We start from the raw sequence: 16,939 nt of genomic DNA, 5'->3' as shown, positions 1-16,939 counted from the left end.
TACTAATTAATAATTTACAGAGCATTATGAAACACTTCATTTCTTTGCTGTTTATAGCAACAGTTTTTTCAGGATTTGGTCAGACGTACAGTGCTGACAGAGCGAAATTCATCAAAGAATTTCAAAGTGCTTTAACTCCTTACGGTAAAGGGGAACATTCCAGGTTTATAAAAGAAGAACTGACGGTTATCCTCTTGCAGTCATCCGAATTCCCGGATCGTTATTTTACCAATATGATCACAACCTGTAATGCGCTTGCTGCAAAGCGGTTTGATACCTATCCGGATATTTACAACTATGTTTATTCCGTCTACTCCCTTGTCAAAAACAAACAGTCGGAGTCCAGCTACAATGCTTATCAAAGCACCATCGACAAATTACTGGAGAGCCGGAACCCCAAACGTTTCACTGACTTTGCTGAATCTGCGGCAGGGTTCTTCTACGAAGGAAAGCTTGCGGGAAAATCCAACTTTGAATGGTACTACGAAGGTGGAAAATACGAATTTAAATACGACGATAAACCTTACATTGAATTGACCGACGGAAACTTGATTTGCCGCGCAGTAGACATTGCCGGAAGTTCCAAGAAAAACACAAAATACAGCGACAGTATCGTCATCTATAAAACGTCCGGGACTTATGACCCGGGACTTCAGAAATGGGAAGGAAAAGGCGGAACCATTACCTGGGAAAAAGTGAACCTGTCCAAAGCAGAAACCTATGCGCAGATCGGTAAATTTCAGTTATCCATGAAAAATACCAACCTCAACATTGACTCTGTGAAGCTGAAAACACCTTATTTTAATGAATTACTGGACGGATCACTTTCAGACAGGGCATTTAAAATCAACCGGGAAGAAGATAAAATCTTTCCGCAGTTTCTTTCGTATAAAACCAACCTGAAAATCAACAACATCAAACCGAATGTCAATTATGAAGGGGCGTTTTCCATGAAAGGAGCAAAATTTGTAGGAGCGGGAGTAAAAAACATTCCAGCCAAAATAACCATTGTAAAAAATGCGAAACCATTTGTAATTACACAGGCATCTGAAATTTACATTACAGACAAACAGGTGTACTGCAATGGTGGAAGAAGCTCCATTATACTAAACACAGGAGACTCCATCACACATCCGAGTATTAACTTCAGCTACCTCTATGCGGATGGAATCCTCGAATTTTCCAGATCAAGTTCCGGAATAGGACAAGCTCCCTTCAGTGATTCGTATCACAAACTGGATTACTATGTTCCCAAACTCGTTCTTTCTGAGAAGGAAAACATGATTCAGTATACCTATGAAAAAGGAACCAGCCAGGAACAGCGCATTGCCCGTTTCGAATCCGTTGACTACTACGACGGTCAGTTGTATGATAAACTACAGGGACTTTCTTCGACACATCCATTGGTTGCAATCAGCAAATACACCTATAAATACGATAAATATGAACTCTCCGAAGGAGAATGTGCAACCGCCCTGGGAGGTACATTGGAACAAATGCGTCCGATGATGCTGCAACTGGCAAATTACGGTTTTATCAGCTATGATACAGATAATAAAAAGGTAATTATCAATCAAAAATTAGAAAATTTCGTTCAGGGAAAGGCTGGAAAAAAAGATTATGACAACATCATCCTGGTGAGTGATTTCCGTCCGAAAGAGTTGAAAGGCTATTCGGAAGAAGAAATTAAAAACAATGCCTCGCTTCAACAGATTCGTGAAAATTACAAAAAGCAGAATGAAATGCGCCGCACACTGGAAAATTTCGGTTCCTTCAACCTCGGAACCATGGATATTGACCTGGTAGGTGTTGACAACATTACACTTTCTGAAAAACAGAACATGCACATTTTTCCGAAAGACAATAAAGTAAAAGTAAAACGCAATCGTGACCTGGAATTCAGTGGATGGATCAATGCCGGAAAAGCAGAAATCAACACCATCAGCGCGAACTACAATTACAACGAAAATAAAGTCAACCTGCTCAAAACAGAAACAACTGTTTTACGGGTTCAACCAAGAAGTGCTGAGCACGGTACCGCGGGAATTGCCATGAACAGCACCATTTCAGGTATTGTCGGCGACATCGTGGTCGACCTGCCATCTAACCGTTCCGGAAATAAAGTCGACGCGACAACAGCTGTCTACCCTATTCTTTCGGTTAAAAATGCGACAAAAGTATTTTACAACTCCAAAGATTTATACGGAGGTGCATACGACAGCACGCGTTTTTATTATGCGCTCCAACCCTTTGTGATTGACAGCATTGATAATTTCAATGACAAAACACTTCGCTTGAAGGGAGAATTGGTTTCTGCCGGCATCTTTCCAACTATCAAAGAAGATTTGAAAGTCATGCCCGACTATTCATTCGGATTTTCAACTGCTTCTCCAAAAGAAGGGTTTAATTTCTACGGTACAGGGGCAAAATATGACAATAAAGTAATGCTGTCGGGAAACGGATTGCAGGGAGCCGGAACAATCAACTTCGTCAAATCGACTTCTGTGTCTAAAAATCTCTTTACGTTCCTTCCGGATTCAACCGTAGGAATTGTTACGTTTGTGAACCAGGCGGTACAAAACGGGGTTCAGTTCCCGGATGCTAAATGTGAAGAGGCCTACATGACCTATATCCCGAAAAAAGACATCCTCAAAGCCAGTTCAACACCGCGAAATGACATCAGTTACTTTGAAAACGAAGCCAAGTTAAGAGGAACAACATACGTTACGCCGAAAGGGATGAAAGGGAAAGGCTTGATGACCTTTAATAACGCGACCATTGTCTCGGATGGTTTTGTATACGAATGGAAAGACCTCTACGCCGACACCTCCAGTTTTAACCTGAAAAATGAAAGCCGGGAAGAAGGAGAAGCGCCACTGATTTTTGAAACAAACAATGTCAAATCACACGTCAGCTTCAAAGACAGAAAAGGAATTTTTAATTCCAATAAAGGAGAATCGCGCGTCGATTTCCCTGTCAACCAATACATGTGTAAAATGGATATGTTTACCTGGTTCATGGACCGGGAAACCATCGAAATGGAGAAAAAAGTTGCCAAAGACATCGCCATCGATACCGGAGTCGACCTGGTTGGTCCGAACTTCTTCTCTACACATCCGAAACAGGATTCACTCCAATTCAGAGCGCCGAAAGCACGACTGGATATGAAAGCAAAAACAATTTACTGTAGCGAAGTGGAATACGTTGACATTGCGGATGCACGGATTTATCCTGACAGTATGAAGCTCAATATCCGCAAAAAAGCGGAAATGGATCAATTGAAAAACGCAACAATTGTTGCCAATTACATTACCAAGTACCATAAATTTGAACGTTCTACAGTCAACATTACTGCCAGAAGGGCCTACAAAGGAAGCGGAGAATATCCTTACTATGACAAGGACAGCGTTCCAACCTATATCGTCATGGACGCCATCGGACTGGATACGTCATACCAGACCATTGCAACAGGGAAAATTGACCAGAATAAAGGATTTAAATTAAGTGATGAGTTTGATTATTACGGAAACCTGACGGTAAAGGCTGCTTCACCTGAAATTTTGTTCTCGGGAGCGACACGTATCAATCACAACTGTAGTAAATTTGAACGAAACTGGCTGGCGTTTACCAGCTCTGTTGATCCGAAAAATATCCAGATTCCTGTTACCAATAACATGAAAAACCTGGACGGTCAACCGATATCCGCCGGAATCGTGTGGAGGGATTCTCCGAATGTCGACAGCATCGAGCTTTACCCGACTTTCTTGTCTGCATTGACCAATGCCACAGATCCTGTTGTGATTACTTCCTCCGGAGTACTGACGTACGACTTTGGTTCGAAAGAATTCCAGATTGCACCGAAAGAAAAATTGATCAACCGGTCTGAAAAAGGAAATTTCCTGGCATTGAATACCGAAACATGCTCCATGTTCGGGGAAGGAATTGTCAGTCTGGGAATGGATCATGGAGACGTAAGTGTAAAAACGGTTGGTACGGTTGATTACAACCAGAAAAGCGGTGCGATTCATTTCAACCTGACGGCTAAATTCGACATGCCGCTGGACAAGTCTGTTTTCAAAGACATTCCGGATAAAATCAACGCAACAGAAGGGCTGAATCCGATGGACTTCGCAACCAACACACTTAAATCGGCTATTACGATGTGGGGAAGTCAGGCGGAAGCGGATAAATTGCAGGAAGATTTTACAATTAAGGGGGAAATCAAAAAAATACCTGCATCTTTGGAGTCGGCAATTACCATTACAGGCTTGCGAATGAGTTATTACAGCCAACCGACCTTGAATAATTTCAAGGGGTTGATCACCAACGTGGAATCAGCTATCCTGGTGAACATGTTCGAGAAGCCTGTCATGAAATATGTTCCTTTCAGGGCTTTCTTCCAGCAGAAATTCTCAGGAGCCGGAGGTGACTGGTTTGCATTGCTGATTGATGTTCCGGGAGGAAAAGATTATTTCTTCAATTACTCAATGGGTAAAAAAGAAGGAATTATGGACATTATGACGGGAGATACGGAATTAACCGCCGCGATCTCGGCATTAAAAGACGACAAACGAAAAACAAAAAACTTCCTGTACCAATTAGGACAGGGTGGTTTAAAAACGGTATTTAACAACTTATTCAAATAATGGATTACATTTTATTCGGTCTCATTGCTTACGTATTAGGATCCATCCCTACCGCTGTTTGGGTCGGGAGAGCAAAATACGGAATCGATGTTCGTGAACACGGGAGTAAAAACGCAGGAGCGACCAATACTTTTCGGGTACTCGGAAAAAAAGCGGGGATCGTTGTACTGTCCATTGATATTATCAAAGGTTTCTTAGCTGCATTCCTCCCCTTTGTTTTCAAGGTGGGGGAATGGCAGTCCGACCAATTAATTACCGTTCAGATTCTGGCGTCCATACTCGCTGTTGTAGGACATGTATTTCCTGTTTTTGCTGGATTCAGAGGAGGGAAAGGAGTGGCGACTTCACTTGGGGTAATTATTGGCATTCATCCGCCTGCTGCAGGAATCTGTATCGGTATATTTTTAGTTGTATTTATCGTTTCTCACTACGTTTCACTTGGTGCAATCTGTGCTGCATTGAGTTTTCCGGTTTCCATTTACTTTATTTTCGGAATCCGCTCCATCTGGCTGAATAGTTTCACCATCCTGCTGGCTGCACTTGTCATCATCGCTCACAGAAAAAACATTCAACGCTTACTTGCTGGAAATGAAAACAAAATGAACCTTTTCAAACGATAACCGTATATGTATTTAATGTAAATTTGAAACGGTGAATTGTTTGTAAAAGTGTCACTGAAAATACATAATATGCTGCTTGTGGTTGCGCTGCTGACTACATTCATTTCTTTCACTCAGACAGAAGACGAAGTGAGAGTCAATGCAGATGCTTTGTTTAAAAACAAAGAGTATGTAGAAGCGACCCCCCTTTACCTCCGCTTACTCTCATTGCAACCAAGAAGTTACGACTACAGTTATAAATACGGAACCTGTTTGTTGTTTAATTCCGACAGTAAACAAGACGCCATCCGTTATCTTTCTTACGCTGTTAAGAGCCCTACTCCTATTCCGGAAGCATCTTTTTTCCTGGGAAAAGCCTATCACCTCAATTACCAGTTCAACGACGCCATTTCAGAGTACAAAAATTACATTGCCAAAGCAGGAAATAAAGGAGCATATTTTGCAGAGTCCAATCGCAATATTGCGATGTGTGAAAACGGAAAAAATCTGCTCACAACACTCACAGATGTCATTGTACGGAAGCGAACAGAGATCAAACAGGATGATTTTTTCCGTCTGTACGATTTGGCTGAAATAGGTGGTAGTATTATCACGGCTGTTGATTTTCAAACCAAAAACGATAAAAAATACAACCACAAACCAATTGTTTACCTGGCGCCGAATATGGAAAACGTATACTTTTCCAGTTATGGGGAAGGTGACAACCTGGATATTTATGTCGCACGGAAATTGCCCGGGGGGAAATTCGGAGTTCCGCAAAAACTGAACGGAGCCGTGAATACTCCTTTTGATGAAGATTTCCCGTACATGCATCCCAATGGTACCGAGCTCTATTTTTCTTCCAAGGGGCACAACTCAATGGGAGGATACGACATTTTTAAAGCGAAATTCAATGCCGACAATAACACGTTTGAAGACGTGATCAATGTCGATTTTTCCATTAGTTCACCGGATGATGACTTATTGTATGTGGTGGATAAGGACAATAAAAATGCTTATTTCTCCTCCCGGCGTCAATCCCAGGACGGGAAAATTGTTGTCTACAAAGTCGCTGTTGAACGGATTCCCATCCAACTCGCCATCGTGAAAGGAACCTTTGCATCTTCGGTACTTCCGCCCGGTTCAAAAATGACCGTTGAAGTGGTTGACAAAACAAACGGGAAGAAAATCGGGGTCTTCAAAACCCTGAAAGAAAGCTCCTACCTCATAACCTTTCCAAAAGGAGGCAAATATCAGTATAAAATCACCGTCGAAGGGTCGAATGAAGTATTTACCGTTGATGTTGACATTCCATTCTTAAAAGAATTGCGTCCACTGAAGCAAAAGATGGATCACGAACTCGCTGATTCAAAAGAACGGATCCGGATCACAAACCTGTTCGATGAGCAGGTAGAAGATGCCCAAAGCATTGTATCGCAGGTATTGAAAGAACGTGCGAACCTGAATGTCAACGAAGATCAGTACAATACGGAAGAACTCGAAGGTCAGGCCAAACTGAAAGCCGCATTGGCAGAATTACGTTTGGATACACGTTCACCAATGGAATTCGGACAATTACTCGAACGCACACATACAGAATTGAAGCAAAACAGCACAGGGGAAAACAAAATGGAACAGGCCTCGGATGCAATCAGTCGCAACTTGTACAGTGAAATCGCTGTCATTGATACGGAAATCAGGGCACTTGTAAAAGAAGCCGATGCTTCTCAAAGTAACCGACGAAAAGAACTTGTGCTAACCAATGCGAAAGAATTATACCAGCAACGGGAAGAAAAACTGGAAAAAATAAAGCAGATTCAGACAGAAGCCGCAGCGATTGAAACAACACATTCATCTACTACCGCCAATCCCGAAAAACTGGGCGAAATTTCCAGGCAATACAACCAATTCCTGAACGAGGGAAAAACGACTGAACTTGTTGCGTTGCTGAACCAGAATAAAACATACCTGAACAGTGTATTATCTGCTCCTGTACAAACAAGTCCTTCGGAAGAACTACTCAAAAAACAGGAAGCAATCGTCAATGAAATTACGCGACTTCAATCCATCGAAAACGGTTATGCAGAGGAAATCAAGCGACTGGAAAACGAAATTGAATCCCTGACACAACAAAAAGACGCTGCAAAAGACAAGTATAAACAGGAATTCCAGGATAAAACAGATGCCAAAAATTATGAACTGGAAAATGCAAAGAGCTCCCTTTCCAAAACAAGAAACCTGATTCCTGCAGCAGTACAACAACGGGATGAAATCAATAAAAAACTCAACATCGTTAACGAAATTGAAAGCTATCAGGGAAAACCGGCTACCAAAGAGGAGCTTGCACGGGCAAAAACGATTGTCAGTGATGAAAAAAGTAAAACGCTGAAGTCCTACATTGAAGCCTCTCTTGCCGAGCTTTCAACGCAACAGACAGATGATCCGAAAGGTGTGAAAACCGAAGTAACCATTGAACAGTACAATACACAAAGTGAGGAGATTTATGCCCATGCCGGCTGGAGTGAATACGAAAAACAGGAACGCCTGCTGACACTCAATGATCAAAAGCAACGGGAACTTACGAACTACCTGCAGGAATTGGAAAACGATCCCGCGGTGGATGAAGCAACGAAAATCCAGCAAAAAAATACGACACAAAAACTCATCCGGGAGCTCCAACACGATCAGCAACTTTTACAGGAAGCAATTACTGTTTCAGCAAAAAACGAGATTGAACAGTTAAAAACAGAAAGCATTGTACAGGAACTATTTCCTGATTATGAGTTAAATAAACAAGGAATCAAACAGAACAGCACGTTGTCTGAGCAGGAACAATTACAACAACTCAACACTAATGACCAGGAACTGGCAGATAAAATTACAGCTGAAATCAAGCAACTGAAATCGCAACAGGCAACAGCACAGGAACAATCCCTTTCCACCGCTAAAATTAATTTACTGGACGAATACCGTTCCCGGTTACAAACGACAATTACGGAACGCCAACAGCACATTACACGCCTGCAACATGAACTAAATGCCGCGCAGGAGTTGGAAAAACAGGTAATCACCGTTTCACAGCAAACAGAATCCGCGTATTCCGATCAGCTCCGACAATTCAATCAGCTGAATGCTGCAACACAAACAAATGAACGCATTGAAGTACTGAACAACCTGTCAGCAACGCTGGGAGCACAGCAACAACAACTGCAACAATTAAAAGCGGCTGCACCATCGAACCAAACGATTGCAAAAGCCTTGGCTTCCATTGAGGCGAAAATAGCTGAAGTCAGTGCATTGCTGACAACCGAAAAAACAGCGCAAACAACTTCCAGTGAATCAACCACTAACACGTCCCTACCCGATCCGAAACAGCAAAAATCACCAACCATACTTATTGAAGAATTGCAACAAACCTATACCGGCAATATCAACAACGATTTTAACCAGGTACCGGAAACAACATTCGAAATTGAACAAAACATCCAGCGTCTGAATGCCTATAAGAACACGATCCGACAAACACTGGAAACAGCCGAGAAAAACGCTTCCGAAGAAGAAAAAACAGCTTACAGAAGGGCTGCTGAACAGGAATTTACGCGCATTGACAAACGCATCGACGTATTGCAACAACAGCAACAAACCATTGAACAGCAAAATACCGCTCAAACGAATAATCAGACTGCAATTACCCCTTCCAAAACACCAACCATCCTTATTGAAGAATTGCAACAAACCTACACCGGCAATATCAACAACGATTTTAACCAGGTACCGGAAACAACATCCGAAATTGAACAAAACATCCAGCGTCTGAATGCTTATAAGAACACGATCCGACAAACACTGGAAACAGCGGAGAAAAACGCTTCCGAAGAAGAAAAAACAGCTTACAGAAGGGCTGCTGAGCAGGAATTTACGCGCATTGACAAACGCATCGACGTATTGCAACAACAGCAACAAATCATTGAACAGCAAAATACCGCTCAAAACAACATTGGTAATTCCGGAAATGTGCCTGATCAAGTAATACCATCGACACAGGAACAGTCCATTACCTCTAAATTAACCGACAACGCCACTTCTGTAAAAGAACGAAAAGAATTGACAAAAGAGTTGACCTTGATAAAACAGGCCAAAGCGACAGAAAATATCCGCAAGAATGAAGAAAAAATACAGGAGTTAACATCCTATATTTCAACGCCCGGAAATACGTCCGGAGATCCAGTTTCTTCAGCTTACACGACCAAGTCAGAACAATTATCCGTACAAATCAAATCGGAAAAAGATCCGCTGAAAAAAGAAATACTTGTCGACGAACTACTGAACATCCGGGAAGAGCAGGCACGGCAAATCGATCGTGTTCAAACTCTCAACGAGAATATTGCTGTCTCCTCAGCGAACCCGGAAGCGCGCATGTACCCGGAAGAAGTGCTAAAAGCGCGCAGAAGACAGGGAATTATTGAAATTGAGGAATTGACAAATATCCGTTCACTTCTGCAACAACAACTTGCAACGGCTTCAAAAAAGGAAAAGGAAACATTCCTCCAGGAAATCAATGCGTTGAATGAACGGGAAGCATTTATCAAACGGGAACAGGTATTCCTGGAGACTCAGCTGCAACAGTATACACCTGTAGACAAGACACCTTCCTTATCCGAAAATACAACGGCACTCACCTACAACGAGGAACGAACAATTGCCGCGTCGGAAGAGTACGAAACCTATGCCAAAGCAATCGCGGAACAACAGAAATACGTTGCAGAACATGTAAAACTGGAACAGGAATTGACCAATTATCAAGCGCAGTTGGAGGAGCTCAGGAATCGTGAAAAAACAGCCGGTACAAGTGAAAAAATACAGCTTTCAGATCAAAAGTCTGCGACCATTGAACGCATAAAAAATATTTCAGTATCTTTGAAAGAACTTGAGGTTAAGATCAATGAAGCGGCTCAAACGGCTTCTGTTCATTTACCAACTGACTCGATTGCAGGTATGAAATTTCAAAATTTAGTTGCGAGAGGAATCAATCCGATCAAAAAATCACTTATTGCCACCGCACTGATTCCGATTTCAGTCCATGGCATCGAGTTCAATCCGGCAACTTCTCCCCTTTCTGAATTAAAGAAAATACCTGTTGAAGTAAAAACACCAATGGGACTGATTTACCGTGTACAGGTAGGTGCTTTTGCACGCCCAATACCGGAAACCCATTTCAAAGAATTCTCCCCTGTTTCGGGGGAAAAAATTGAAAACTCGAACATCACCCGTTACATGGCCGGTTACTTCAATACCGCGTCGACCGTAGTTGATGCACGTGAAAAAATCCGGCAATTGGGATACAGTGACGCATTTGTAGTCGCTTATTGTGACGGGAAGCGCATTTCTTTCGGAGAAGCCCGTCAGCTGGAAGCCCGCCATGCATGCATTGGCAAGAAAGCGGAGGAGATTCAGGTGGAAGTCGCAAGGAACATTGCTCAAAACCTGGGACTGGAGGATACTTCTAAAACACTGAAACCGGTCGCCGAGCATACCTACAACCAGGCACCGGGAGCGGCAAAAGCATGGGCAATTGAGCAATTCGACGGTGATCAACTCTTTTATACCGTGCAGGTGGGTGTATTTAATCGTCCTGTGACCCGAGATTTGTTGTTCAACCTGGAACCGTTGTATACACTGCGCCTGGACAATGGTCAAATTCGGTATTCTGTAGGAATGTATGGCGATTTAATGCATGCGGTAAACCTGCAGAGTGAGGTGCGCAAGAAAGGAATTCCGGACGCTTTTGTCGTCGCTTATTACCGGGGCAACCGAATCAGCGTCAGCAAAGCACGTGAATTGATCAACAATGGAGTAACCGTTTACAAAGGAGCGCCGAATCCGCAGCCGAAAATCGAAGTGCAACCAACTAACCAAGATGTTACAACGGTAGTTCCCGTTTTTAGTTCAGGAACGCTCCGAGAAACCAATACACGTCCTGAGTCATATGTGCAGTTCGTTACGAAAAAAATGTATGAACAGTACCCGAGAGAAGAATTGAACCGATACAATAACAAAGGAAATTTTTATTACGATAAGAACGATAAACACATCAAATCCACTTTCTATTCGGACGCATTTATGCTACCACGGATCGCCGCTTTCTCGGACGAAATAGATACCGTTCATTATACCAAGTCGGATGTATTGAAGAGTAACGATTCCAGGGTAACTTTCCTGATTAACGCAACATCGATCCCGGGAGATTTCAACGATTGGCTGACAAAATTCCCATACAGAAAAGCATATGCACATTCGGAAAATGGAATAGAAATTCATATCTTTGACATTCAGTTAGAGGAAGTCGAAGAAATGAAAATCATTTCTGAATTGTTTGGTTATCCGCTGACCGAAACACAAAATAAAAGTGAATATGAACGGAATAATGAGTAGTGTCCAGACGCAGGAAAGTGTTTTGTCGGTTGAAACATTACTGGATCAACATGACTTGATTGTGTACAATGACGATGTCAATACCTTTGACCATGTGATCGAATCACTGATTAAGGTATGCCGGCACGACAGTATCCAGGCAGAGCAATGCACCCTGATCATTCATTACAATGGTAAATGCCAGGTAAAAAGAGGGACATTTGAGAAACTGGAGCCGATGTGTACAGCTCTATTAGACAGGGGAATAAGCGCTGTCATTGAATAATAAGCAAAATTAAAGTAAAAAAAAGTTGCGGAATCAGAATAAATGCTCTATCTTTGCACTCGCAAATCTTGCAACGGCCTCGTGGCGCAACTGAATAGCGCACCTGATTACGGCTCAGGAGGTTTCAGGTTTGAATCCTGACGAGGTCACAAAGGACGGTTATAAACCGTCCTTTTTTGTTTAGAATGTTTTTTTTAACTTCATTAAATGGCGAACATAAAACAAACAGTTATCGTACTCCATCTTTTCCTGGCATCTTTTTTCGCTGCAGTTTCACAAGTACCCCAATATGGGAGCGATACCCTGCTCGATGTGGGATGTTGGAATCTGGAATGGTTTGGTAGCACAGAGTATGGTCCGACCAATGAGCAATTACAATTCAACAATATCAAACAGGTTGTCAACAACACGGATATAGATCTTTGGGGATTTACTGAAATGTCAAACTATTTAGCATACCAGCAGCTTCTGACCGATCTACCGCAATACAAAGGTGTATTGGCAACTTATAATCAAACACAAAAAACAGCTTTGTTTTATAAAAAAGATATGTTTGAAGTGATTTCAAGTCAACACATTCTGACTTCATCCAGCTTCAACTATGACTTTGCAAGTCGCCCGCCGTTAGAAGTTATCTTAAAAACGAAATCATTTATTGCTCCCGATACAATTTATGCCATTGTCATTCATCTGAAAGCGTTTGCAGATCAGGAATCCTACGACAGAAGAAAAGGAGCTGTAACTGCTTTAAAGAATTACATGGATTTCATCCGAAAAGATAAAAAAACGATTGTGTTAGGTGACTGGAATGATGATTTGGACCAATCAACCTTCAATGGTATTGAAACACCCTTTCAAATCCTCCTGGATTATCCCGATGACTATTTCTTCCCTACAAAAGCACTCAGTGATGCCGGAAAAACTTCCTATGCATTCTATAGCGGTTCCTTTCTCGACCACATTATGGTAACCACCCCATTGACCGCTGATTATATTCCTTCATCTGCAAAGGTTCTCGACATGATGCCAACCTATATCAGTAATTTTTCGCAGAACACCTCCGATCACTACCCGGTTATTTCGGCTTTCCATTTGGACAACATTCAGTCGCTGGGGCTGCAATCACAACTGATCGATGAGCAGTTATTCGCAGTTACTGCAGATCGAAAAACTGTTTTTGTTTTAGGCGACTGGGAAGGAAGCGTTGAAATTTATGCTGTTGACGGCACAAAAACAGGACAGTTTGAAAAACAGGCCGGGCAATTAGAAATTCCGGTTGATCACCTTCCCCAGGGAATGTATATCGCCGCTTTACAGCTAAAAGCAGGTACAAAAACCTATAAATTTGTGCGGTAATTTGATGGACTTACTGTATGTGTTGTCGGTCGAATGATCGGACATACACATATTAACCTACTCAATTGTTGAGAATAACAACAGAACGTATTTATAGCGATTCGGGCAAATAAGGAAGTTTACAATTACGTTAGTTTTATTTTAAGCAAAAAAATCAAAATTAAGATGGCCTTTTTTGCTTAACTGCACATCGTCCTTGAATATTATGTTAAGGGTTATGTAAGCTCATGTTTCCATAAATTTATACGTTGTGACGGTAGAATTTCAATGAAACTTAATTATTGTTTTGCGCTTTACGTTGCGAAAAAGCCAAAAGATTCTTATCATAGGAAGGGAAAGCAGCACTGCGAATACAATGACTAAATTCTTTGTATCCAGTGCTGACATTCCGTTCACTACATCGGTTACTGCATTCACCTTCATACTTGCGCCAGACTTATAGCCGTTTTTACCTGCTGCGCCAACGATAATAAGCAATATGAATATCAAAAAAATGGCAAAAATGGGTTTCCGCATTAAATAGAAAAGAGTAGAATTTTCGTCGAAAACCTCGGCTCCAGGGTATGCGGTGAGGATATCATTTTTTAACTGGGTTAGTGATTGCCCTCGATCAACATTAATTAAGTACTCAGAGCGGTTGATACATTTTATCAGGACTTCGTTTCTTTTCAAGTCAAATAGCATTAGCCTGATATCTTTCATTAAAATTTCAGATAAAGGCTCGGATGTATTATCAACAAGCTCATTGTCTTTGCTCAATGTTGCTTGTCCGTATAAAACCCTGTCATTCCCTATGTAAATAAAATCTCTCATTTCAACTGAAACAATTCATACTCACGTTTAAATAGAGTACTTATCAGTAATTTCTGCTGAATGTACAACAATATCTACTATGTACCGTTATTTTAGTCAATACAAGTGAATCACAGCTTAATTACGAACATTCAAAAAAAAACGGATCAATGCGTAAACTTAGGACAAATCATTCACGTGTATAAACCAATGAATGTGATGAACTACAAACACTACCATGTACATCCCTTGCTCAGGAACTGGATTCGGTACTTTTGGAGTTATGATGTATATACTCCTGAAATTCAAACCTTACACATCCGTTCGTTTGCTGACCGCTATCCCAGACTTATTTTCCAGGACATTACTTCTTCATCATTCATAACGGAGACCAACGGAACGACCAAACCCATCTGTTATTTAAGTGGCATCGACACCCTACCTACAGATACATTTTGGGACAGTCGGTTCTCTCATTTCGGAGTTAGTTTTCATCCGCATGCATTGCATACTTTCTTCAGACTGGATGCTGCTCAATTGACCGATCAAACTCCCGATATTCAGTTGTTGGAAAAAGAGGAAATAACCCATTTATTGATCAATTCAAAAAGCCACGAGGAGCGAGTCGCTGTACTTCACCGGTACTTCTATGAAAAAGTGACTATTGGGAAATCAGATCCGATTATTGAGCAACTGTTTTGCGGAAATGCGCACGGAATCCCGGATAATGAGATCAAATTAGCAGCTATTGCAAAGTATCACAATATATCTGAACGTCAGTTACAGCGTAGATTTAAACAAAGCGTCGGCATTTCTGCCCGTAAATTTACACGATTAGCAAAGTTTGAAAAGTCACTACACGCTTTGTCCACCGCATGTTATGGTGACCTTACCCGTGTGGGATATGACGCAGGATATGCCGACCAATCTCATTTTATCCACGATTTTAAATTATTCTCCGGGATTTCCCCTTCTGACTTTCTCCGGAATCAATCGTTGGGCTCCGAAAGCGCCTCCTTCATTTACCCGGAATAATGAGCTACCTGAATATCGATGCAATGATTTTAACCGGTTTCTGCGGAAAATACCACTTTATTGTTTGATGAATTTTGTCGAAACACTCTGCCCGTTTTCCAACGTGATGTTCAACAAATAAATCCCCTTCACCAAACCTGAAACATTGAAAACAGTTGGTGAAATTTGCAAAACATGTACTTGTTTACCTGCTACATCATTGACCGCAATTGTGTTAATTGGCCTGTTTGTTCGGATATAAAACTCCTCACCAACAGGGTTAGGAAAAACCGTTATCTCACTATCGTTGGGTTTATCGACAATTCCCAAACTACAATCCGGGTTATCCAGGTACATATCTACAAAGATTTGCACAGACATTTCCGCACAACCGTCAATCGTAGTCAACACACTGTATGATCCCCCGGCTATAGCAATCAGAGATTGATTCGTAGCACCAGCGACCGGATTCCCTGAGTCGTCATACCATTGATAGCTGTCGGCAGGTTGTGTCCAAAGTGTGTCCGTCTCACCCGGGCATAAAATGAGATCCGGTGAAATGGTATTGGTATGTGCACAAAAACGAACAGTACGGGTAAAAACTGATTCCAACAGTTCACCGAGGTAACATTGATAAGAAGTAAGTGAGATCGTATACAATCCGTCGGCAGCGTAACTATGCGTAGGTAGCAGTGTAGTAGCAGTAGCGCCGTCTCCGAAATCCCAGCTAAAACTATCTCTGTACGTCGGGGTGTGACTATTGATCAAAACCTCATTCTGCCCCTCCCCTATTACGTAATTAAAATTTGAATGAGGAATATACCTACCGATATACCAGTCCGGCTGTTCATCATACACCAATAATTTTGTTACATTTCGGATATTCGTCGCGGTGTTGGCATCCAGTCCTGAGTTATTCGTAATCAAGGTCGGATCTTTTCGGAATAGTGAAGTGTAAAAGCAACATGCCGCAAGATAAGAGCCGGCCAAAGACGGGTGACTTTCATCGGGTTGATACAAATTGATTGCCGGGTAATGCTCTCTCATGTACTTCCAAACTGTCCCTACAGGAGTAACTTCTGATTCAAAGAAGTCAGAGAACTCCATGTACCTCTCTGTTATCAGATTCTGCATCCCGATGTATGTACAAACAGCGGGATTTGCCGGGCAATTTTGCGCATCTCCGTTTTGATGCCCCCAGGTCATAAACGAAGTAATTTGCGCACAGGGTTTGTTGGATGTAATATAATTCTTCAGTTCCATGAAGCCGCCCATAAAACCTACAGGATTAATAAAAGCAGGTCGCTGGCTCTGTTCCTGCAGGACAATATAATCCCAATTACCGGACAAAATTTTGTTTAACGAAGTCGGATCGGTAGAATGATCCTCTAATGTATATCCCCCGATTAAATGGCTGTCATATATCAACACATCACCTGTACTCAATGCCAAATCTGCAATCATCTGAGGCAGGTCGTTTACATACGTGTAACTATTCCCCAGGAACAAAACCCGCCTTGTTTGGCTCTGACCGAAGGTTGTTACCCAAACCAACAGGAAGAAAACTAAAATTGTATGTTTCATAAGCTAATTCTGTTTGATAATGTCTTTTGATTTTAAATAGTTATGACACCACCATGATTATTTTCAAAGTTATGATTTCTGTTTGTTTCAAAATTGTACCAAAACGACACCATACAGCTTTGCGAATCACCCAAAAAACGAAATGTCGCTTTGATACAATTCTTGTCAATTGGAAAACAATACTTTTGTTTCCGAAAAAAACAATGTAAACACCCGGTACAAGAAATGCATCCAAAAGAAGTACAAATTAC

8 protein-coding genes and 1 tRNA gene are annotated in these 16,939 nt (G+C 41.7%); 7 read left to right on the top strand and 2 right to left on the bottom strand.

Annotated features, from left to right (window positions below; all coding sequences use genetic code 11):
* The first annotated feature begins 26 nt into the window (after positions 1-26).
* The 6 genes from H9Y05_RS04950 (at position 27) to H9Y05_RS04925 (ending at position 13,298) form a co-directional block, all read left to right on the top strand.
* Positions 27-4,646 carry a hypothetical protein gene (locus H9Y05_RS04950; RefSeq protein WP_216713653.1) on the top strand — a complete coding sequence of 1,540 codons (4,620 nt, stop codon included), beginning with the start codon at positions 27-29 and terminating at the stop codon, positions 4,644-4,646.
* Positions 4,646-5,266 (top strand): glycerol-3-phosphate 1-O-acyltransferase PlsY, encoded by a 621-nt coding sequence (plsY, locus tag H9Y05_RS04945; RefSeq protein ID WP_163490748.1) that lies wholly within the window; start codon positions 4,646-4,648, stop codon positions 5,264-5,266. Before H9Y05_RS04950 ends, plsY begins: the two co-directional genes overlap by 1 nt.
* Before the next feature lie 69 nt (positions 5,267-5,335).
* Positions 5,336-11,677 (top strand): hypothetical protein, encoded by a 6,342-nt coding sequence (locus H9Y05_RS04940; RefSeq protein ID WP_216713652.1) that lies wholly within the window; start codon positions 5,336-5,338, stop codon positions 11,675-11,677.
* Entirely contained in the window at positions 11,670-11,942 is a 273-nt protein-coding gene (locus H9Y05_RS04935) for an ATP-dependent Clp protease adaptor ClpS (RefSeq protein ID WP_163490971.1), read from the top strand. Before H9Y05_RS04940 ends, H9Y05_RS04935 begins: the two co-directional genes overlap by 8 nt.
* 75 nt (positions 11,943-12,017) lie before the next feature.
* Positions 12,018-12,091: transfer RNA gene (locus tag H9Y05_RS04930), tRNA-Arg, on the top strand.
* Between the two features lie 58 nt (positions 12,092-12,149).
* Positions 12,150-13,298: an endonuclease/exonuclease/phosphatase family protein gene (locus H9Y05_RS04925; protein WP_216713651.1), complete on the top strand. Its 1,149-nt coding sequence runs from the start codon at positions 12,150-12,152 to the stop codon at positions 13,296-13,298.
* 264 nt (positions 13,299-13,562) lie between these two features.
* On the opposite strand, the gene H9Y05_RS04920 is transcribed toward H9Y05_RS04925, so the two are convergent.
* Complete coding sequence (locus tag H9Y05_RS04920; RefSeq protein WP_163490751.1) at positions 13,563-14,111, bottom strand: hypothetical protein; 549 nt, start codon at positions 14,109-14,111, stop codon at positions 13,563-13,565.
* A 198-nt stretch (positions 14,112-14,309) separates the two neighbouring features.
* On the opposite strand from H9Y05_RS04920, the gene H9Y05_RS04915 reads away from it, so the two are divergent.
* The gene (locus H9Y05_RS04915; RefSeq protein ID WP_163490752.1) at positions 14,310-15,125 is read left to right on the top strand and encodes a helix-turn-helix domain-containing protein; all 816 of its coding nucleotides are present in this window, start codon (positions 14,310-14,312) and stop codon (positions 15,123-15,125) included.
* Positions 15,126-15,182: 57 nt separating this feature from the next.
* Here the strand turns inward: H9Y05_RS04915 and H9Y05_RS04910 are convergent, their stop codons facing one another.
* Positions 15,183-16,688: a T9SS type A sorting domain-containing protein gene (locus tag H9Y05_RS04910; RefSeq protein ID WP_216713650.1), complete on the bottom strand. Its 1,506-nt coding sequence runs from the start codon at positions 16,686-16,688 to the stop codon at positions 15,183-15,185.
* Positions 16,689-16,939 lie beyond the last annotated feature (251 nt).

It is taken from the genome of Taishania pollutisoli (genome assembly GCF_014518315.1).
In the GTDB taxonomy this organism is placed as follows: Bacteria; Bacteroidota; Bacteroidia; order Flavobacteriales_D; family Crocinitomicaceae; genus Taishania; species Taishania pollutisoli.
This window is presented reverse-complemented; position numbering and strand designations above follow the sequence as displayed.